At 59.2% G+C, this 18,644-nt stretch carries 23 protein-coding genes; 7 read left to right on the top strand and 16 right to left on the bottom strand.

The window, feature by feature from the left end; genetic code table 11:
• Positions 1-221: 221 nt before the first annotated feature.
• On the top strand, positions 222-407 hold the full coding sequence (locus SSARUM2_RS15630; protein WP_033638531.1) for a hypothetical protein: 186 nt from the start codon (positions 222-224) through the stop codon (positions 405-407).
• Positions 404-583 (top strand): hypothetical protein, encoded by a 180-nt coding sequence (locus SSARUM2_RS15635; RefSeq protein ID WP_033635123.1) that lies wholly within the window; start codon positions 404-406, stop codon positions 581-583. The genes SSARUM2_RS15630 and SSARUM2_RS15635 overlap by 4 nt, the downstream gene beginning before the upstream one ends.
• Here the strand turns inward: SSARUM2_RS15635 and SSARUM2_RS15640 are convergent.
• From SSARUM2_RS15640 to SSARUM2_RS15685, 10 genes are all read right to left on the bottom strand, one after another.
• Positions 548-1,249 carry a LuxR C-terminal-related transcriptional regulator gene (locus SSARUM2_RS15640; protein ID WP_079656596.1) on the bottom strand — a complete coding sequence of 234 codons (702 nt, stop codon included), beginning with the start codon at positions 1,247-1,249 and terminating at the stop codon, positions 548-550. The two genes, SSARUM2_RS15635 and SSARUM2_RS15640, sit on opposite strands and share 36 nt — an antisense overlap.
• Positions 1,250-1,358: 109 nt before the next feature.
• Complete coding sequence (locus SSARUM2_RS15645; protein ID WP_223181969.1) at positions 1,359-2,180, bottom strand: adhesin; 822 nt, start codon at positions 2,178-2,180, stop codon at positions 1,359-1,361.
• A 73-nt stretch (positions 2,181-2,253) separates the two neighbouring features.
• Positions 2,254-2,790 carry a fimbrial protein gene (locus SSARUM2_RS15650; protein ID WP_033638533.1) on the bottom strand — a complete coding sequence of 179 codons (537 nt, stop codon included), beginning with the start codon at positions 2,788-2,790 and terminating at the stop codon, positions 2,254-2,256.
• A gap of 20 nt (positions 2,791-2,810) precedes the next feature.
• Complete coding sequence (locus SSARUM2_RS15655) at positions 2,811-3,302, bottom strand: fimbrial protein (protein ID WP_060430539.1); 492 nt, start codon at positions 3,300-3,302, stop codon at positions 2,811-2,813.
• 15 nt (positions 3,303-3,317) lie between these two features.
• Positions 3,318-3,803, bottom strand: a complete 486-nt coding sequence (locus tag SSARUM2_RS15660; RefSeq protein ID WP_223182110.1) for a fimbrial protein — start codon at positions 3,801-3,803, stop codon at positions 3,318-3,320.
• Positions 3,804-3,821: 18 nt separating this feature from the next.
• Positions 3,822-4,451: a fimbrial protein gene (locus tag SSARUM2_RS15665; protein WP_194243208.1), complete on the bottom strand. Its 630-nt coding sequence runs from the start codon at positions 4,449-4,451 to the stop codon at positions 3,822-3,824.
• A 48-nt stretch (positions 4,452-4,499) separates the two neighbouring features.
• Positions 4,500-5,258: a fimbria/pilus periplasmic chaperone gene (locus tag SSARUM2_RS15670; RefSeq protein ID WP_033635126.1), complete on the bottom strand. Its 759-nt coding sequence runs from the start codon at positions 5,256-5,258 to the stop codon at positions 4,500-4,502.
• A gap of 33 nt (positions 5,259-5,291) precedes the next feature.
• The gene (locus tag SSARUM2_RS15675; protein WP_049197304.1) at positions 5,292-7,817 is read right to left on the bottom strand and encodes an outer membrane usher protein; all 2,526 of its coding nucleotides are present in this window, start codon (positions 7,815-7,817) and stop codon (positions 5,292-5,294) included.
• A 61-nt stretch (positions 7,818-7,878) separates the two neighbouring features.
• Positions 7,879-8,424, bottom strand: coding sequence for a fimbrial protein (locus SSARUM2_RS15680; protein WP_033647884.1), 546 nt, complete (start codon positions 8,422-8,424; stop codon positions 7,879-7,881).
• A 91-nt stretch (positions 8,425-8,515) separates the two neighbouring features.
• Positions 8,516-9,040 (bottom strand): fimbrial protein, encoded by a 525-nt coding sequence (locus SSARUM2_RS15685; RefSeq protein ID WP_033653555.1) that lies wholly within the window; start codon positions 9,038-9,040, stop codon positions 8,516-8,518.
• 775 nt (positions 9,041-9,815) lie between these two features.
• On the opposite strand from SSARUM2_RS15685, the gene SSARUM2_RS15690 reads away from it, so the two are divergent.
• Positions 9,816-10,088, top strand: coding sequence for a hypothetical protein (locus SSARUM2_RS15690; protein WP_039565339.1), 273 nt, complete (start codon positions 9,816-9,818; stop codon positions 10,086-10,088).
• A gap of 62 nt (positions 10,089-10,150) precedes the next feature.
• On the opposite strand, the gene SSARUM2_RS15695 is transcribed toward SSARUM2_RS15690, so the two are convergent.
• The 3 genes from SSARUM2_RS15695 to SSARUM2_RS15705 form a co-directional block, all read right to left on the bottom strand.
• A complete protein-coding gene (locus tag SSARUM2_RS15695) occupies positions 10,151-11,584 on the bottom strand; it encodes an EmmdR/YeeO family multidrug/toxin efflux MATE transporter (protein ID WP_033653553.1) in 1,434 nt (477 codons plus the stop codon).
• A gap of 114 nt (positions 11,585-11,698) precedes the next feature.
• Positions 11,699-12,097 carry a type II secretion system pilot lipoprotein GspS gene (gene gspS, locus SSARUM2_RS15700; protein ID WP_033635132.1) on the bottom strand — a complete coding sequence of 133 codons (399 nt, stop codon included), beginning with the start codon at positions 12,095-12,097 and terminating at the stop codon, positions 11,699-11,701.
• A 76-nt stretch (positions 12,098-12,173) separates the two neighbouring features.
• Positions 12,174-12,374 carry a hypothetical protein gene (locus tag SSARUM2_RS15705; protein WP_015378375.1) on the bottom strand — a complete coding sequence of 67 codons (201 nt, stop codon included), beginning with the start codon at positions 12,372-12,374 and terminating at the stop codon, positions 12,174-12,176.
• Positions 12,375-12,591: 217 nt separating this feature from the next.
• Between SSARUM2_RS15705 and SSARUM2_RS15710 the strand changes: the two genes are divergently transcribed.
• Positions 12,592-13,026: a DoxX family protein gene (locus tag SSARUM2_RS15710; RefSeq protein WP_033635133.1), complete on the top strand. Its 435-nt coding sequence runs from the start codon at positions 12,592-12,594 to the stop codon at positions 13,024-13,026.
• A 47-nt stretch (positions 13,027-13,073) separates the two neighbouring features.
• On the opposite strand, the gene SSARUM2_RS15715 is transcribed toward SSARUM2_RS15710, so the two are convergent.
• From SSARUM2_RS15715 to SSARUM2_RS15725, 3 genes are all read right to left on the bottom strand, one after another.
• The gene (locus tag SSARUM2_RS15715; protein WP_033635134.1) at positions 13,074-14,036 is read right to left on the bottom strand and encodes a hypothetical protein; all 963 of its coding nucleotides are present in this window, start codon (positions 14,034-14,036) and stop codon (positions 13,074-13,076) included.
• Positions 14,037-14,311: 275 nt separating this feature from the next.
• The gene (locus tag SSARUM2_RS15720; RefSeq protein ID WP_049234659.1) at positions 14,312-14,944 is read right to left on the bottom strand and encodes a helix-turn-helix domain-containing protein; all 633 of its coding nucleotides are present in this window, start codon (positions 14,942-14,944) and stop codon (positions 14,312-14,314) included.
• A gap of 135 nt (positions 14,945-15,079) precedes the next feature.
• Complete coding sequence (locus tag SSARUM2_RS15725) at positions 15,080-15,886, bottom strand: IclR family transcriptional regulator C-terminal domain-containing protein (RefSeq protein ID WP_033635136.1); 807 nt, start codon at positions 15,884-15,886, stop codon at positions 15,080-15,082.
• A 190-nt stretch (positions 15,887-16,076) separates the two neighbouring features.
• On the opposite strand from SSARUM2_RS15725, the gene SSARUM2_RS15730 reads away from it, so the two are divergent.
• Genes SSARUM2_RS15730 through pcaF form a run of 3 tightly spaced genes read left to right on the top strand, consistent with a single transcriptional unit; the run spans position 16,077 to position 18,643 of the window.
• Positions 16,077-16,766, top strand: a complete 690-nt coding sequence (locus tag SSARUM2_RS15730) for a 3-oxoacid CoA-transferase subunit A (RefSeq protein WP_033647888.1) — start codon at positions 16,077-16,079, stop codon at positions 16,764-16,766.
• A 10-nt stretch (positions 16,767-16,776) separates the two neighbouring features.
• Complete coding sequence (locus SSARUM2_RS15735; RefSeq protein ID WP_033647889.1) at positions 16,777-17,430, top strand: 3-oxoacid CoA-transferase subunit B; 654 nt, start codon at positions 16,777-16,779, stop codon at positions 17,428-17,430.
• Between the two features lie 10 nt (positions 17,431-17,440).
• Positions 17,441-18,643 (top strand): 3-oxoadipyl-CoA thiolase, encoded by a 1,203-nt coding sequence (pcaF, locus tag SSARUM2_RS15740; protein ID WP_033647890.1) that lies wholly within the window; start codon positions 17,441-17,443, stop codon positions 18,641-18,643.
• Position 18,644 lies beyond the last annotated feature (1 nt).

An 18,644-nucleotide genomic window follows, 5' to 3' on the forward strand; every position in this document is an offset into this window, starting at 1 on the left:
GCAGTTAATACCGCGCAAAGCACGCCGCAAGGCGTGCTTTTTCTTTTCCCGCCCCGCCGACAGCCCCTCGTAATACCCTTAATTTTTTACTCTCAATATTGATAATGGTTATCATTCGCAATATTATGAGTGCGTGGCCCCGGCAGCGGCCCGAAATCCTTCTCCAGCTTAATGGGCAATACAACGATCGGCCGCCTGCGGGCGGCTTTATTCGGAGGCGCATGGTCGACCATACTCGGAAGCATCGGAAGAAAATTCTGCAAGCGGCGGTGAAGACGCGGCGCGCCGCTCTGCCGCTCGCGGCGAACTCCCCCGCCACTGCGCATTTTATTGGTTTGCCCCATCAGACGGAGGCCGTGCTGGTGCACCTGGTCGGCCATGATGACGCACAAGAGGAGCATGAATGAACCTGCAGCCCTTTACCGCCATGCTGATGTTCGCCTACGTGCTGTTGATGGTGCCGCTGCTCTACATCATCGACAGCCGGCTGAGCGCCAGCAAACTGGTGCGCAAAGCCACACAAAACGTCATCATCATCGTGTTGACGCTACTGTTCTTCAGCGCGATGACGCTGCTGTATTGACGCCGCAGCGGTTCCGGCGCCAAGCCGCGCACCTGAACCGCACCCCTCTCCTCGCGACCGCTCTACGGTTTTCAGGCCCCCTTGCCGCAGCCAGTGGTATAAATCGACGTTGCGTTTGAACCCCAGTTTTCTCATCGCTGCCTGTTTGTGGTTACTGACGGTCTTCACGCTCAACGCCAAATAACGCGCTATCGCCGTCGGCGGCATTTCCCAGGCCAGATAGCGCATCACATCCTGTTCGCGGCGGGTAATTCGCTGCCGCTCGCACCAATAACAGCGGCGCGCTTCGCTATCAGACGTCTGCAACGCCAGCGCCTGTTCCACCCGGCTCAGCACGAGGCCGATCGTATCGTTGCGAAAGATCACACCCGATTCGCTGATGCAGCGCGGCTTGTCGCGCCAACGGGTGTCATCCGGTGCACGCAGAGAAAAATTAATCTGTTTACCGCCCTCCGCGGCACGCAGGCAGAATCGCGCCTGCCAATCCCTTTCCACGGACTGGAACACCATATCCGCCTGCGCCGCCGCGGCGGGATCCAGCAATCGAACCGGAATCGCCCTGCGGGCAAAATAAGACAGCAGCACCCGCTGCAGCCCTTCAATAAAAAAGCGGTCGTTATCGATGAACGCCAGGGACAGACTATTTCCCATCGGTACCTTCTCCATGAAATCTCCCTTTTCGCACCCACATGCACGTCATCCTTTCCGCTTATCAGCGCTAACAAGACCGATGACGGCCTTGCGGTGATACGCGGCCTTAAGCGCGGCCAAGCGGCTACGGCAGCGCCAGAATGGCGACCGACTGCCCAGAGTAATCACCGGCTTTGACCGTTCCGGTCACGCCGAGCGTTGAAGTGACCGGCAACGTGATGCCGCTCGTGTCGGCAGTGAACGGATACCCCTGATTGCCCAACACGCCATTGATGCGCAGCGTGCTGTAGACGCCCGAGTTGTTGCCCAGATCCAAACGGCCGCTGCTGCCGGTGCGGATATACATGACGATATTCATCTTCTGCGAACACACCACCCGCAGACTGCCGCGCGCGGTATTACCCGCCAGTTCAGTGTCCTGCAGCACGCCATGGTTCAAATCGAGCTGCTGCTCATCAATGCCGCACACCCCGACCGGCGGCGGCGCGATGCCGCAGACGCTGCTGGGCATCAGGCGCGCATTGCTCCCCGTTACCGCAGAACCAGAACGCGTGTTGTAAAACAACCCGACGCACTCCTGAGTGATCGACTCCCCCACGTGCGAAGTGCTCCCCTGTATCGGCAACGGATAGATGCTTTGATAAAAACGGCTGAGCTCGCCCATCGTCGCCAATTGAGTAATTTGCGGATAACGCGTCGAGCCGACAACGTAGGCAGACGGTGACACCGAAGATGTGCCCCCGGTGTTGGTGCTGGTATGCCGGTGGTTAATGCCGATAGCGCAATTTGCCTGCTGATAGCAGGGATTGGGCGACAGGTCGTCCATATCCCAGCTTTCAAGCACGAACTTATAGCTAGCGTTGGAGGGAGAGCCGGTGCTTTGGGTGACGTACGAATAGATTTGTGCCGAGCACAGCCCCGGCGCCAGGCCAAGCAGTAGAGACATCCATCTGAAGTGAGCACGCTGCATCGCGTCAGGTCCTTATTCTGTTTTGCCGAATACCGGGCCGGCCCGGCGTTTATTGATAGTCCAGGTTGAAAGTCGCAATGGCGTTGAACGCGCCGCGACCGATGGTCTTCTTCGCCAGCGCCTCCGGTTCGCCCCGCACATAAGCCTGCACGGCGATCACCGTACTGCCGTTCTGCAACGGGTATTTGCCGCCGGCGCTGTTGAGCGGCAATGGCCGCCCTTGCGCGGTTTCCATGCCGATGGCGATCCCGCTGGCCTCGCTGCTCGCCGCCAGCGCCAACAACCCCGGCAACTGCGGATTTTCCTCGCCCTTGAAAGTGATCGACACCGTTTTTCCCAGGCTCAGATCGCATTCGGACAGCCGCAGCTCGAACGGTTGGCTCAACGTGCGCTGATTCAGGTACAGGTATTTGTCGACCACGGTGCCGAAATCCAGTTGGATATCTTCGTCGCCCGGCTGAATGACACAGGGCTCCGCCACCAGCGCGCCGTGCATATACAGATTGTCCGCCGCTCGCACCATGCCGCTCGCGCCCAGTGAAAACAGCAACAGCCCCGCCGTCGCCCAACGGCGTCTTGGCGTCATTTTCATACGTGTTCCCTCCTTCACTGGTAGTCAGCCTGCAGGGTCGCCGTGGCGTCGAACGCCCCTTCCGTCAAGGTTTCCCCCGCCTTGCCGACCGGCACCGCTTCCAGCACCGGCGGCTTGAGCGGATCGATGGGCAGCGAACTGCCCACTTTGAATGGCGCGGCATTTTGGTAAATGCGAATGCCCAGATAACGGTGGTTGGTTTGCACCGCCGCCTCATCGAAAGAGGTCGCCGTGCCGTTCAGGCGCAACATCATGTCCCACTTGCCGATCCCCGGCTCGCAGGTAATGCGATAGCCGATGGTTTGCCGGTAATTCACGCCGTCGACCTTATTGATACCGACGCGATCGCCGAAATTCACATCGATCACGCCATCATCGTTGATGGTGCAGGGCGGCGGCTCGATCAGCGTGCCGCGGAACTGCATATCGACCGTTTTTTCCGCCCAGGCGAAGTGGCACACCACGCCGGCGCACAGCAGCACGCTCGCCGTTAAACGCTGTTTCATGCTCTAGCTCCTGCGTTACTGATAGTCCACTTTCATCGTCGCGCCGGCGGTGAATTCGCCCGCCGTCAGTTTGGCAGTGGCCGATTTCACCGGCACCGCCTCAAGCGTCGGCGTGACGGGATAGGTAAAACTCAACCACTGATTAATCGGCCAGCGGCCGCCCCCGTGAAGCAGCGCGATGCCCAGTCCGTCCTGGCTGGTGCTCAACAATTGACCGTCGAAACCGGCCGCCGCCCCCTGAACCTGCAGTTTGAGAGCGTTGCTGCTCTGCCCGTTGCACGTCAGCGTATAGTTCACCGGCCGCCGATAGTTGTTGCCGTCGATCCGGGTGGTCATCACTTCATCGCCGAAATTCACCTCGATAGGCTGCCCACCGTTGATAACGCAGGGAGGGGAAAGCACGGTGACCCGCACGTTCACCAGGGTGTTCGCCTCAGCCGACAGTTGAACCAGCGCCAACAGCCCCGCCAGCCAGAGCGCCGTTCGGCTTCGTTTCATCATCTGCGCCATCTCGCCGCCTCAGTCATAACTCAGCCTAAAATCCACCGCCGCCCGATAAGCGCCGGCCATCAACGGCGCCGCGGTTCGCTCCGGCGCGACGGTGTAGCTCAAGGTATTCTGCCCCGGCGTCAGCATCAGCGGCTCACCGCGGCTGCCCAGGCGAACGTCGCGGCCGCGGCCGTCCAGCAGGCGCAGCCCCAGACCAGACACGCCCTGCGCTTTCACCAACTGTGGGTTGTCCATATCCGCCGGCGCGCCGAAGCTGACCGTCACCGCCGGTTGGTTCGGCGCCCAGGTCAGCGCGCCGGTGCGCGCATCGCGCTGGCTGGTCGAGGCGCGCAGACAATCTTGCAGACGCAGCTCGAACGCCACCGGCAGCCCGCGATCGCCGGCCTGCCGCAAGCGTGCGGTGCCGGTTTCCCCCAGCCAAATATCCTGCCGCGCGCTGGTCATCTCCAACCGACAGGCACTCTCCGTCAGCGCGCCGCGCACCTGCAACACGCCGTTGGCGCCTTCCACCTGCCAGTTGTCGGCCGCGACGGCTTTCGGCAATAGCAGCGGCAACATCAGCGCCAGGCCGCCCATCGCGGCGTAATAGCGCCATTCGCAGCGCTGCGGCAGGCTGTCCTTTTTCAGTTTTCGTTTCATCCTTTGCACCTGAGTCACTCTCCCGTCGATAACGGCCTGAACAGAGGGTTATGAAGCCGGTTTCTTTTCCGGCACCACTTTGCAACTGCCGCCGCTGCAGCTGAAACTGAGCTGCGGCCGGCCGCCGTAGTCGTTGATATAGGTCAGCACCGGGCTGCCGCCCAGGGCCGCCGCGCTCACGGTCAGCCGCGCATTACTCTTGGGCGCGATCATGAAGGGCTCGAAACCCTGCGCGCCTTCGCCGTGCTTTTTGCTCCCGGCATCGACAATGGTGATGTAATAAGGGGTCGGGTTATTGACCTGATAGCCGTCTCCCTGCCGCGTCAGTGTCAGTTGCTCTTGCCACGGCGTCGCCATGTCGGCGCGGCTCGGCACGATCGCCGTCGGCCGGTAAAACAGCTTGATGCGCGTTTGCAGCGCGATCTGCAGCGTGTTCGGTTTGTCGCTCTTCGGCGGGATCTCGCGCAAATTGAAGTAGTACAGGCTCTCGCGATCCTGCGGCAGCTGTTTGGCCGCCGGCAGCGCCTGAATCTTTATCTGGCTCGGTTTGCCCGGCTCGATGCGCTGCACCGGCGGCAACACCACCAGCGGGCTCTGAATCTTGTTGCCCTGCTCGTCCTCCAGCCAACCCTGCGCCAGATACGGCAGCTGTTTGTTCTGGTTGCTGAGGTTCAGGCTGACCGAGCTCTGGCCGCCGTCAAAGATCACCCGGGTGCGATCGAGCGCGATCGCCGCCGATGCCTGCTGCGACATCGCTGTGCTCAACAGGGCGATCGCCGCCGCGGTCTTCAGGGAAATGTTCTGCATGTTGTCGATTACTCCAGATTCAGAATGATGAATTTATTCAGCCGGGGCGAGCGGCCGGCAAGGCAGCAACAATGTGCGCATCAGCATGTCGGCCGGCAGCGAAGACGGCAGCTGTATTTGGCACTGTGCGGCGCCATTCCAGTGGACCGTCATGGTTTCACCGGCGTTGATGCCGCTCAGGTAGACGCTGCCGCCGTCGTTGACGATGCCGGTTTCCTGTTTGCGGGCGTTCAGCACCGTAGCGCCGAACGGCGGCGTACTGCCGTCCGCCAGTTTGACGATCGCCATTGCCTTCTCACCGGCGATCACATCGAACTTGCGGTAGCCAATCGCCCCTTCCGTCAGGGTGGCCTGCACCACCGATCGGGTGGCCTCGGCGTTGTCTCCCAGCTTGTTCAGATCGATGCTGGCCTTGTTGCGGTAATAGCTGTTGACGTCCGCCACCACAGCCTTGCCGAAGCGGTTGGTGCTCACGGTGCTGCCGTAGCCGCGCACCGGTACCCCGGCTACGCCGTTGGTGTCCAGCAACAGGCGCGTACCGCCCATAACGGTAGAGCGATGCAGCGCGCCGCCTTCCTGCGTGACGGTCATCCCTCCCTGCGCGGACAGGCCAACGGCGCTGTAGCGCCCGGCCTGATAGCTGGCGTTGGCGCTCAGACGCGCCACGTCGCCCTCGTGGTTGTAGTAGCCGTTCAAATTGGCGCCGCTACGCGCGCTGCCGGCGCTCACCTGATAGTTGTTGTGTTCGTCGACGCGGTTGTAGTACCCCACGCGATGAGTGTTGTCGTTGCGATTCACCGTGGTGTTGTAGCTGAGAGTGGCACCATTGCCCCACGGCATTGACAGCGACAGATACATGCCGTCGTCGTTGGTCTCGTTGTAGCGGTTGCGATAAGCCGACAACGACAGGCTTAGGTTTTTGAAGTCGCCGATGTCGAAATAGCGCGACGCCGTCAGGCTGTAACGGTCATTGGCCGGACGATCCCAATAAGTCTGATGGTTGTAGTTGAGGTAGGTGCTCAACCCCCAGTCGCGGAACTGCTTGTTAAAGGTGATGGTGTACATCTCCTTGTTGTTGCCGACCCGATTACCGTAATAACGCGCGTCGAGGTATTCGCTCATGCTCATGTAGTCTTCTTCCGAGAAACGGTAGCCGGCGAAGGTGACCTGGCTGTCCAACTCATCGAAGGTTTTCGAATAGCTCACCCGGTAAGAACCGCCGCTCAGCGTTTTTTCCTGCTGCGGCAGGCGCGCCCGCGATTGGGTAGCGTCGAACGACAGCGCGCCGAACATCATCAGATCGCGCCCCACGCCCAGCGAAAGGGCGTTATAATCGCCGCCCGCCAACGCGCCGCCATACAACGACCAGCCGTTGCTGATGCCCCATGAGAATTCGCCGGTGCCAAACAGCGGCCCGCGAGCGTGGTGTTGCCAGTCGGACGGCTTGCCCGCCGCCAGTTTGAAACGCCACGAGCCCGGGCGGGTCAGATACGGAATGCTGGCGGTGTTCATCTTGAACGCCTGTACGCTGCCGTCCTGTTCTTCCACCCGCACATCCAACTCGCCGGAGATGGCGTCATTGATGTCCTGAATACGGAACGGCCCCGCCGCCACCTGGGTTTCATAAATGACCCGCCCCTGCTGACTGATGGTCACCTTGGCGTTGGTTTTGGCCACGCCGACCACCTCTGGCGCGTAGCCGCGCAGGTTGGGCGGCAGCATATTGTCGTCGGAGACCAGACTCGCGCCTGAAAAACGGAAGCTCTCGAAAATGCCCGAATCCAAATAGTCTTCACCCAGCGTCAGGCGCGAACGCAGCGCGGGGATGGCGCGGTAGGCGTAATAGCGGCTCCACTCCAACTTCTTATCGGTAGGCTGCCCGACACCGGTTTGATGGTTAAGCTGCCCCTGCCAGTCGGCGCGCAGACGCCAGGCGCCGAGGTTGGCGCCGGCGGTACCGTTGCCGCTGACGCTATACTCGCGAGTGCCCTCCTTTTGCTGATGCCGGCTTTGAGCATTGAGGTTATAGTCGAACAACAACCCCGGAATGCCCTCATCCCAGCGCGACGGCGGATCCCAGTCTTCCGAGCTGTACTCCATATAAGCCTGCGGCACGCTCAGATAGAGCGCAGCCGTCGCAAGATCGCCGCGCGACGCCATGCCTTTCAGGCTGGATTCGTCCAGACACTCACCCTGATGCCACCAGCTGAGCGATCGCATCATCTCTTGCTTCAGCCCCAATTGTTCGACCAACGCTTTGGTGATGCAGGCCCGGCTGCCGTCCGGATCGCTGTCCGGCGGATAAAACGATATTTTTTGCTCCGGCAGTTCGTTTTTATTGATATGAACCACCATGCTGTAACTCCCCGGCATAATGTAGCCGCTGCGGGAAAATTGGCTTAGGTCGATATTTTTCCGATCGTTAACATCCAGAATGTCGGTATTAAATTGAATACCGTCTTCAGCGTAAACACGCGTTGATGAACTTCCCAGTGCCAGCGTGATACATAACCCCAAAACCTGAAATCGAAATAGCTTCCCAGCAGGTGATAACATCATATCCCTAACCTTTATCGTATATTTCCGTCGTTGCGGCCCACCGTAAGCCGTAATAAAAACTTCAGTAATAATCCAGCTTGAAGCGCACCGCAGAAAAATAGCTTCCGGCATGCAGCGGTTGCTTATTGGCAACCAGCTTGATGGAATAGTTGAGCGACATGCTTCCTGGTGAAATATCGCCACGCGGCAAAGGCACACCGGGCGCCGCGATATTCCCTTGGCCATCGGATATTTGCAGCGCCACACCCTTCGCGTCTCCGCGCACGCCGAATAACTCGCCATCGGCATCGCCGTCAAAAACAACCTGGAATTGCTTCCAGTTCGGCAAATTGGGCTTTGGCCGTTCAAACGTGCAGTTGATTAATTCGATGGTGAATGGGCGCGTATTGCCCTGTCCATCGCGCGCAATATTTCCCAGCGGCAACACATCCATATCGATAGTCTGATCGCGACTGCCGGCGGCAATGGCGCAAGCGGTATCGATAATGGCTCCTTGCATATTCACTCGCCCCCATCCCTGAACCTTGGGAGCAGCCTGAGTGGCCGGAATAACTAGCATGGTCATCAATATGCAAGGAGACACTAAATGGTAAATAAACCGGTTCATTGAATACCCCTGACAAATACCCTTCATCCTGGGAAAATGCATGCGGGATATCCCGCATGCATAAAAGACGTCACGCCAATGGCGATGAGACTTATTGGTAAGCCAGTTTGAAATCGGCTACGGCGGTGAAATCACCTGGAACCACGGTGGCGGAAGCGCCGTCACCCTGCAGATAAGCCGCGAAGCGCAGCGTGTTGTTGCCGTCGTTCAACGTCTGAGGAGCCGTTGCGGTGCCCAGTTTGATCGGATTGCTCGCCATGTCGGTAATGGCGATGCTGGCACCGCTGGCGGTACCGATGATGCCCAGCAGATCAGGATTTGCGGCAGAAGCCTTGCCGTCAAAAGTGGTGGTGACGGTTTTCAGCGTGGAGGTGTCGCACTGTTCCAGTTTAATATCGAACTGACGCGGCGCTGATTTGCCGCCATTTTTCAGCGCGACATTGGAAATCTGCCCCATTTCTACAGTTTGATCGGCCGATTCAGGCGCAATGGAGCAAGGAGCATCAATAATAGAACCGGTAAAAGTCACTTTGCCATGACCCTGATCGGCGGCATTCGCCAGAGAAGACACGCCAAACGCCAGAACAGTTGCCAGCATGATTTTGTTCAGTTTCATAATTCACTTATTCCTTTAATATTGTGTAAAAAGCGCAGGATTGCTCCCGTTCCTTTAACAGCCATTTATACATTCCAGAATGAATAACGGTATTACTCTTCGCCAAAAAGAAAGACGTCGCAATTGTGAAATCGCGACTGTCAATTCATTACCACCCAATTAGGGTTATAAACGAATAGCTAAACAGGCAAAAGAAAAACACGCTTAAATAAAGATCGTCTAAAGACTTACCCTTCAGAGATATTTAAAATAAGTTCCGTCTTACCCGCTCATTTTGGCCTGGTTATTCTTACAAAAACACTCACACCTTGGAAAGCCATTTTAATCAAAACCAATAAATACAAAATATAAGCCCAAAAACCACGAGACGAATATATTTTTGCGAGACAACAGATCGTAAAAGCAATAACACCAGTCAATTGTATCGAAAAACATATTTTCCACGACATTAACGATCGCCATTTTGCTATTTGCGTTATAATGCGCCGACAAAGAGAAGGAATACTTAACGATCCGAACAGGTGAAAACCAGGCTCGGAAGTACACCATGGAGCAAAACAATGAAATACAGCCAATACACACAGCCGGCCGGGCCCCCGGCAACGGCATTCTCCATCCTGCCCCTTGCACGCCGCCGGGTTATAGCGGCGAAAATATCAGGTTCAGACGGCCGTCCGGGAATAGCTCAGGAGCGTCTTGTCGGCAACCGGCACTATTCTCTGACCCATCTTTTACCGCTATATCAAAACTCACCTGAAGTTTAAGGGAGGCTTACATGGCAAAACGCATCTCAAAACAACAAGAATTGCAGAACCTGCAGCAACATTTACTCACGACGCTACACAACCTATGTCCTTCAGCCATGGAAACGCCGCCGCCGCCCCCCGGCGAATGGCCCACCACGCGCCAATTGGCCGAGTCCAACGACTTGACGATTTATCAGGCGCGCAATTTGCTGCTGAGCCTGGCGGGCAAGGGAAAAGTGCTGGTCACCCAAGGCCCTGTCAATAACTCACTGCGCTGGTATCCTTCGACTCACCACTCCTGACGACGCCATTTTCTTGCCGGCGGCCGTTCAATCGGCGCCGGCAGTTCCCCGATAATACACGGTTAACCTTTCCTCTCTCGCCTCATCCGCGGATATTTCCACAGCCAGCGCCCGCTGACCATGCGCCAATAGAACAAGGCGCCGCGCACCGCCCAATCGAGAAACATCCCCAACCAGACGCCCACCACGCCCATGCCCAGTTCAATGCCCAGCGCGTAGCCCGCCACCACGCGGCAGCCCCACATGCCCAGCATCGTCACCCACATGGCAAAACGGGCGTCGCGCGCGCCTTTCAGCCCGGCAGGCAACACCCAGGAAGCGGCCCAGATCGGCATAAAGGCGGCGTTGAGCCAAATCAGGGTTTTCACCACCGATTTCACGTCATCCTGCGAGGTATAAAACGCGGCGAATACCCCGGCCAGCGGCGCCGTGCCCCAGGCGATGGCGGTTAGCCCAAGGGTAGACAGCCAGAAAATATGACGCAGCTGCCGCTCCGCCTGGCCGATCTCGCCTTTGCCGAGCCGCCGGCCGACGATGATGGTCGAGGCCGATCCCAACGCGTTGCCCGGCAAGTTGATCAACGAAGCGATGGAGAAGGCGATGAAGTTACCGGCGATCACGTTGGTGCCCATGCCGGCGACGAACATCTGCGTCAACAGCTTGCCGCCGTTGAACAATACCGATTCAACGCTGGCGGGAATGCCGATCCCCAGCACTTCCCACAGGATGCTCATCTTCAGCGGCGTGAAATAGCTTTTCAGCGTGATGTGCAGCGCCGGGTTAAAACCGATCGCCAGCACATAGAGAATGGCGATGGCGCCGATATAGCGGGAAATCGTCAGCCCCAGCCCCGCGCCGACGAAGCCCAGCCCGTGCCAACCCAGCATGCCGTAAATCAGGATGCTGCTGATGATGATATTGAGGATATTCATGCCGCCATTGATCAGCAGCGGGATCTTGGTGTTGCCCGCGCCGCGCAGGGCGCCGCTGCCGATCAGCGCAATCGCCGCCGCCGGGTAGCTCCACACCGTGGTCTGCAGGTAAGAGAGCGCCAGCGCTTTCACTTCCGGCGAGGCCGCGCCGGCGATCACATCGATGATCGGTTCGCCCGCCAGATGAATGCCCGCCGCCAACAGCAGCGCCACGCCGGTCATCAAGACCAGCGACTGACGCGCCGCCGCCCGCGCGCGCCTGCGATCCCGCTTGCCGAGGCTGAAGGCCACCACCACGGTGGTGCCGAGATCCACCGCGGCGAAAAAGGCGATGATCACCATGTTGAAGCTGTCCGCCAGCCCCACCCCGGCCATCGCCTCTTTGCCGAGCCAGCTCACCAGAAAGGTGCTCAGCACCCCCATCAGCAGCACGCAGGCGTTCTCCAGGAAGATCGGCACCGCCAGCGGCGTGATCTCGCGCCAGAACAGCACGCGGTAGCTTTTCCGTTTGGCGTACCAGGGCGTATTTTCCACGCGCTGACGCAGGGCGGCATACAGGTTCAAGGTGGGCTCGGTGGATAAAAGTGAAACATCATTTCAAATGATGATCGATAAATCGTTATCCTGCAAAGAATTTTTGGGCGCCCGTGACGAGCGCCCGACAGGCTTGCCGCAACGTTACTCCATGTAGTCTTCCTGATCGGCCTGCGCCGCCGCGATAAAGCGCGCGGTGCTGCGGCTGAGCGTGGCGCATTTATCCGTCAGCAGCTGATTATCCTGTTGCAGAGCCAGATAGCGCGCCTGGGTGAGCGCCGGCAGCTGCCGATACCCTGCCGCATGCGTGTCCCAGCCGCGGTGCTGCGCCGTACGCATCGCGGTGCGCTGCAATTTCACATCGTCCGGCACTTCGCTGCGCCCGCACGCCACGCGCAGGAAATGCCCGCCGGCCAGCATCAGAGCGATGTGATCCAACTGCGCCTGCAGCGGCGGCGCCGGTTTATGCGCCGTCTGCTGACAACCCGCAAGCAGCAGCAACGCCACCGCGCCGCAAAGAGAAGTGCGAAACAGAGTAGACATGGGCGCTCCCGGAAACCTGTGGGTGATGCAATGATCTTAGGTGAGCGGATGCCGGGCGGCAAGGCGGGCTGCACGCTTAGCGCCGGCCGCTGCTGACCTTGGTGGCGCGGGCGGGGTTGCCGGCGACGAACTCCAGCGTGGGGGAATAGTAAAACGGCAGCCAGGCGTTATAGCCGCTCTCCCACTCCCATTTGACCGGGCAGGGCCACAGCATGTCTTCATGCAGGATGTAATAGATCCACCGCCCGGGCGGACGGCGCGGTTTGCGCGTTTTCATAGCGGGTTCGACGGCCTGATGGAATGCGATAGGGTGAACTGCTGCATTTTACCGCGATTTGGGTCGCGGGGACAGCCTGCGTTGCCGTGCGCAATGCCCGCCGAACCTCGCCCGCTGATTCGGCGTAAAGCCCGCCGTTTTACTGATCCAGAACATCTTTCGCATTCACCTTGCTGATATATTGATTGAAAATCATTCCTATTCAGGAGGAAGGGTCATGGTTAAGTCACTGAATGCGGCATTCACGCGCCTTTTTGATCGCCCGGACGCCGGTAAGTTGGCGCTCAGACTGACCTTCGGCGGGTTGATGCTGTTTCACGGCGTGGCGAAAATTCAGCATGGCGTCGGCTGGATCGCCGATGCGTTACAACAACAGGGGCTGCCCGCCTTCATCGCCTATGGCGTGTATGTTGGGGAGATCCTGGCGCCGATACTGATCGTTTTGGGGCTGTTCACCCGCCCCGCCGCGCTGGTTTACGCCCTCACGCTGGTGGTGGCGTTTCTGATGGTGGGCACCGGCAAGGTGTTTACCGTCACCGACGTCGGCGCCTGGGGAATTGAAAACGAACTGGTGTTCTTTATGGGTGGGGTCGTCATCCTGCTGCTGGGCAGCGGGAAATACGCGATCGCGCGCAATGAAGCCTATCGGTAAGCGGCACTATAGAGGAGGTTCCTGATTCGAACCTCCTTTTTGCATGCCTAAGGTTTGGCAAGCAGCGTGTTCGCCATGAAAGACAGTAAGGCGGTCGATTGAGGGTAGGCTGCACGGTTCTCGGTGACCTCGCGATCAAACCGCCAGTTCATGATGTAAACCACAGGCGCATTGGGATATTGGTTAATAAAATCCCAATACAGTTGAATTTGCGCATGCAGTTGCTGGTCGTTCATTCCTAACGATGCCGTGGAAGGCGGTACCAACACCCACTTTTGTCCGGCTGCGCTTATCGGCGCCAGGCGGTTGTAGGTACTCCACATATCCGCCACCGACCAGTTGTAGTTATCCACCCCAACCCAATCGGGCGTGCTTTTTACGTTGGCCGGACACGCGGTCGCAGGCGCGCCCTGCTGTATTTCACGGATCCATTCGGCGTTATTGGCATGCCGGTAGGACAAGATGGTGTAGATGGGGATCGCGACGCCATACTGCTGCATGGCCTGCCGCAGGGTGCAAACATAGCTTGAATATTGGTAAGCGTCGTATTTCCCCGCGGTCTGTAACGCGGGAACGTCGAACGGCTCATCGATAAAATAAATGGCACCGGGCTTATGTTTGGCTTCGGCGATCTTTTTCACCGCCGTCCAAATGGCGTTCCAGGAACCCGCGGCCTGACAACTGCCGTTCGAGTCTGCGCCAGGGCAGATATCGATAAACGGCGATCCCGAGACCGCACCCGAACCAGCCTGAATGTTCACGGCGCAGGTGCCACCGGCGCAAACGGGCAGATTGAGGCTTGCCAACGTGTGCACCACGTTCAGATTGGTCATACTGAAGCCGGTGCCGGTAATCGCCTTAAGCGCCTCTGTGGCGCTGAAAGACGGCGTGGCAGTTTCATAAAAGTCCAGCCAGTCATAGCCGTAATACTTGATATTGGCGTTGGGGCCCGCCGCCAGAGCGTTGGCGCCGATCAGGCACCAGCACAGCAGTGCAAAACGTTTCAGCATACTCTTCTCCTTCAAACCCTCGTCGATGTTAGCCAAAGGTGGGCGGCAAACGGCGCCGACCACCGGAAACACCATCGTGACACCGGCTATCGACGATGGCCTGCCGTCTGTGTTGTGCCGCTGCAGAACGAACGCTGAGTCAGGTTTGAGGAATACGTCGCGTCGGTTTTCTTGCCGAACGGCGAGGAGATGCGGGTAAAAAAAGGATCGTAGAAGAGCCAGGCGGAGACCGGCGGGAATCAAGCCTCATAATATAAACCGCCGGCTATCGGCCATTAACTCTCGGCCAGGCGGTACACCGGGACCTTGCGCGTCGTGCCGGTCAGGGTGTCGAAGATCTCGGTTTCCGCCGTCACGATCGCCATGCCGGTTTTTCTTAACCTGCGCACCTCGGCGGCAATGCGCTGGATGCCGAACCAGAACAATCCATCCAGCGCCGTTACCGGCAGCCCCTGCTCCAGCGCCAGCTTGAGCCGCTCACGCGGCGCTTTGAGCGCCTTGGCGATTTCCCGGTAAGGCAGCGCGTCCACGCCCGACGCCGAGGTTCGATGAATACGGGTCGACAGGCCGTACTGAAAGGCCTCCGGCACGCCGCTCAAATCGCTTTTCAGGCTGTAGACACAGCCGAAACGCTTGCCGTTGAACACCACATTTTTTTGACTTATCGACAGCTCATCGCGCAGGCCGGCGATCAGCTGCGGCGCCCGCACCAGCAATAAGCGAAACGGCAATTCGAAACTGGTCACATAGTCCACGTTGAGCAGCGCAATGCGCAGACGCTCTTCCGCCCCGGCCTGCGTCTCGCGGCACTCGTTCAGCACCTCACGCCACTGGTGCGCAAGCCGCGGGGCCTCATCCAGCGGCGCGAAATGGTATTTCTCGATGTGATAGTCGATTTTCTCGTTCATGTCCGTTGGCCCCCGCGTCAGTCATCTTTGCCAACAGCAAATTACCTTACCCGCAGGCAACAGTACAACACCGCATGACTCACCTGGCGCGGTAAAAAACCGGCGTTAACTCCGGCAGGGGCCCAAAGTTCAAGATTAGTCGTGCAACAGCAGCGATATCTCTTCGGCGGCCGAGCGCAATAAAGGCAAGTGGTGCTGATACAAACGCTCTGCGGAAACCTGGCTGGCATGCACACCGACGTTCAACGCCGCGGCGATACGGCCGTCCGGCGTGGTGAGCGGCACCGCCAGTGAACGCAGGCCAATCTCCAGTTCCTGATCGTTGATGGCATATCCCTGCTGACGCACGCGCGCCAGCTCTTCCCGCAATGCGCTAACGCTCACCAGGGTATGGCTGGTGTAACGCAGTTGCGTCAGCCGCGCCAAATAGTCATTCAACGGCTCATTGGCAAGCCCGCTCAGCAGAACCCGCCCCATCGACGTCGTGCTGGCAGGTAAGCGACTGCCGACGTGCAAATCGATGGTCATGATCCGCGAAGTCGATGCGCGGGCGATATAAAGAATATCATCACCGTCCAATATGGCCATGGAACAGGACTCATTGAGCGTCTGGCTGAGTTGCCTCAACACCGGTTGCGCGGCGTTGGCCAACGGCGAAGCCGCCAGCCAGTTATGGCCCAGCGACAAGACGCGCGGGCGCAGCTCATAATTCTTGCCGTCTTCCGCGTACACAAAGCCCAGCTTACTCAGGGTGTAAAGGCAGCGGCGCACCGCCGCGCGCGGAATGCCGGTACGCTGGCTAATCTGCGATACCGACATCAGCCGCCGCTGCGGCGTAAAAGCCTGCAGAACTTCCAATCCTCGCGCCAAAGAGGCCATAAAGTCGGGATCCCCCTTCCAGGGATCGGTGCTGCTGCGCGTAATTTCCTGTCCTTTTTCCATTCTCGTTACCCCGCTGTCTGCCTGAAATTTCGGTGTGCCGACGATCACAGCCTGCGAACCTTTGTTAAACAATAGCCGATAATCGCACACTTTTTCGATAATCGGTATTGTTTGCCTGAAAGGGACGATCTACTTTTCCCATTGACGATAGACACTCCCCCCGGCGGGCATCGAACAAAAGGAACAACAGATGATCGATAAAAGTGTGGCCACCCTGGAAGATGCCGTGTCCATCATTCCGGACGGCGCGAGCATCATGATTGGCGGCTTTGGCCCCGCGGGACAGCCGCTGGAACTGATCGATGCGCTGATTGAACGCGGTGCCCGCGAGCTGACGGTAATCAGCAATAACGCCGGCAACGGCGACAGCGGCCTCGCGGCGCTGCTCAAGACCGGCTGTGTGCGAAAGATGATTTGCTCCTTCCCGCGCCAGGCCGATTCGTGGGTCTTCGACGATCTTTATCGCCGCGGCGCGATCGAACTGGAACTGGTGCCTCAGGGCAACCTGGCGGCCCGCATGCAGGCCGCCGGCAGCGGGTTGGGCGGCATTTTCACCCCAACCGCCTTTGGCACGCCGCTGGCGCAAGGCAAAGAAACGCGTGAAATCGACGGGCGTCATTACGTGTTTGAAACGCCCTTGAAGGCGGATTTCGCCTTGATAAAGGCCCATCGGGGTGACCGCTGGGGCAATCTGGTTTACCGCAAAGCGGCGCGTAATTTTGGCCCGGTGATGGCGATGGCCGCCGCCACGACGATAGCGCAGGTGGCTGAATTGGTGCCGTTGGGCGCACTGGATCCGGAAAACGTGATAACGCCGGGCATCTTCGTCCAGCGCCTGGTGGCGGTGGCGCGCCCCGCGACCTTTTCCCTCTCTGCCTGAGGAGTAGAACATGCAAAAATTAACCCGCGACCAATTAGCCCAACGGGTGGCGCGCGATATTCCGGAAGGCGCCTACGTCAACCTCGGAATAGGGCTGCCGACCCGCATCGCTAACTACCTGCCCGCCGACAAAGAAGTGATTCTGCACAGCGAAAACGGCCTGCTCGGCATGGGGCCGTCACCCGCGCCGGGCGAAGAAGATCCGGAACTCATCAACGCCGGCAAAGAGCTGGTGACCTTGCTGCCCGGCGGCAGTTATTTCCATCACGCCGACTCTTTTACCATGATGCGCGGCGGCCATCTCGATATCTGCGTGATGGGGGCGTATCAGGTCTCGGCTGCCGGCGATCTGGCCAACTGGAGCACCGGCGCCGAAGACGCGATCCCGGCGGTGGGCGGCGCCATGGATCTGGCCATCGGCGCGCGCAAAGTCTATGTGATGATGGACTACCTGACCAAGACCGGCGAATGCAAGCTGGTGGAACAGTGCAGCTACCCGTTGACCGGGTTGGCCTGCGTCAGCCGCATCTATTCGGATATGGCAATCATTGATATCACCCCGGACGGCCCGCAGGTGCTGGAGCTGTGTCCGGGGCTCACCTTTGACGCGCTGCAAGCGTTAACCCCGATACGTTTACTGCAATCTGACCTGATCCCCGCTTGAGGAAATCGCCATGCAACAGGCTTTAATCTGCGATGCCGTTCGTACGCCCTTTGGCCGTTACGGCGGCGCACTATCCGCGCTGCGCGCCGACGATTTGGCCGCTCTGCCCCTGAAGGCGCTGCTTGCCAGACTGCCGCAGCTGGATCCCCAGGCCATTGATGACGTTATTCTGGGGTGCGCCAACCAGGCCGGTGAAGACAACCGCAACGTGGCGCGAATGGCGCTGCTGCTGGCCGGATTGCCGCACTCCGTGCCGGGCACCACCCTCAATCGCCTGTGCGGTTCGGGATTGGACGCGGTAGGGATGGCGGCGCGCGCCATTAAATGCGGCGAAGCGGAGGTCATCATCGCGGGCGGCGTGGAAAGCATGTCGCGCGCGCCCTTTGTCACCGGCAAAGCGGACAGCGCCTTCAGCCGATCGCTGAAAATGGAAGATACGACGATGGGATGGCGCTTTATCAACCCGCAAATGCGCGCTCAGTTCGGTGTCGAAACCATGCCTGAAACCGCCGAAAATGTGGCTCGCGAATTCGCCGTCAGCCGCGCCGATCAAGACGCCTTTGCATTGCGCAGCCAACAACGCACCGCCCGCGCTCAGGAGCTGGGCCTGTTTGATGAGGAACTGATCGCCGTCAGCATTCCGCAACGCAAAGGCGAACCGCTCAACTTGGTTCGCGACGAACATCCCCGCAGCACCTCTTTGGCCGCGCTGTCCGCACTGAAAGGCGTCGTACACGCCGAGGGGAGCGTCACCGCCGGCAACGCCTCGGGCATCAACGACGGGGCCAGCGCCCTGCTCATTGCCAGCGAACGCGCGGCGGTGCAGTATGGACTCGCCCCGCTGGCGCGGGTGGTCGCCATGTCCGCCTGCGGCGTAGAGCCGCGCATCATGGGTTACGGGCCGGTTCCCGCGGTCCGCAAGGTACTGGCGCAAACCGGTTTGAGCCTGGCGCAAATGGACGTCATCGAGTTGAATGAAGCCTTTGCCGCCCAAGCGCTGGCCGTGACGCGCGCCCTGGGGTTACCGGATGATGCGGAACAGGTCAACCCTAACGGCGGCGCCATCGCGCTGGGCCATCCTCTGGGCGCATCCGGCGGCAGGCTGGCCATGACCGCCGCTTATCAGCTGCGTCGCACCGGCGGGCGCTTTGCCCTGTGCACCATGTGCGTAGGTGTTGGGCAGGGCGTCGCCTTGATTCTGGAACGGATATAAC

This window comes from Serratia sp. K-E0102, from assembly GCF_029962625.1.
Taxonomy (GTDB): domain Bacteria; phylum Pseudomonadota; class Gammaproteobacteria; order Enterobacterales; family Enterobacteriaceae; genus Serratia; species Serratia sarumanii.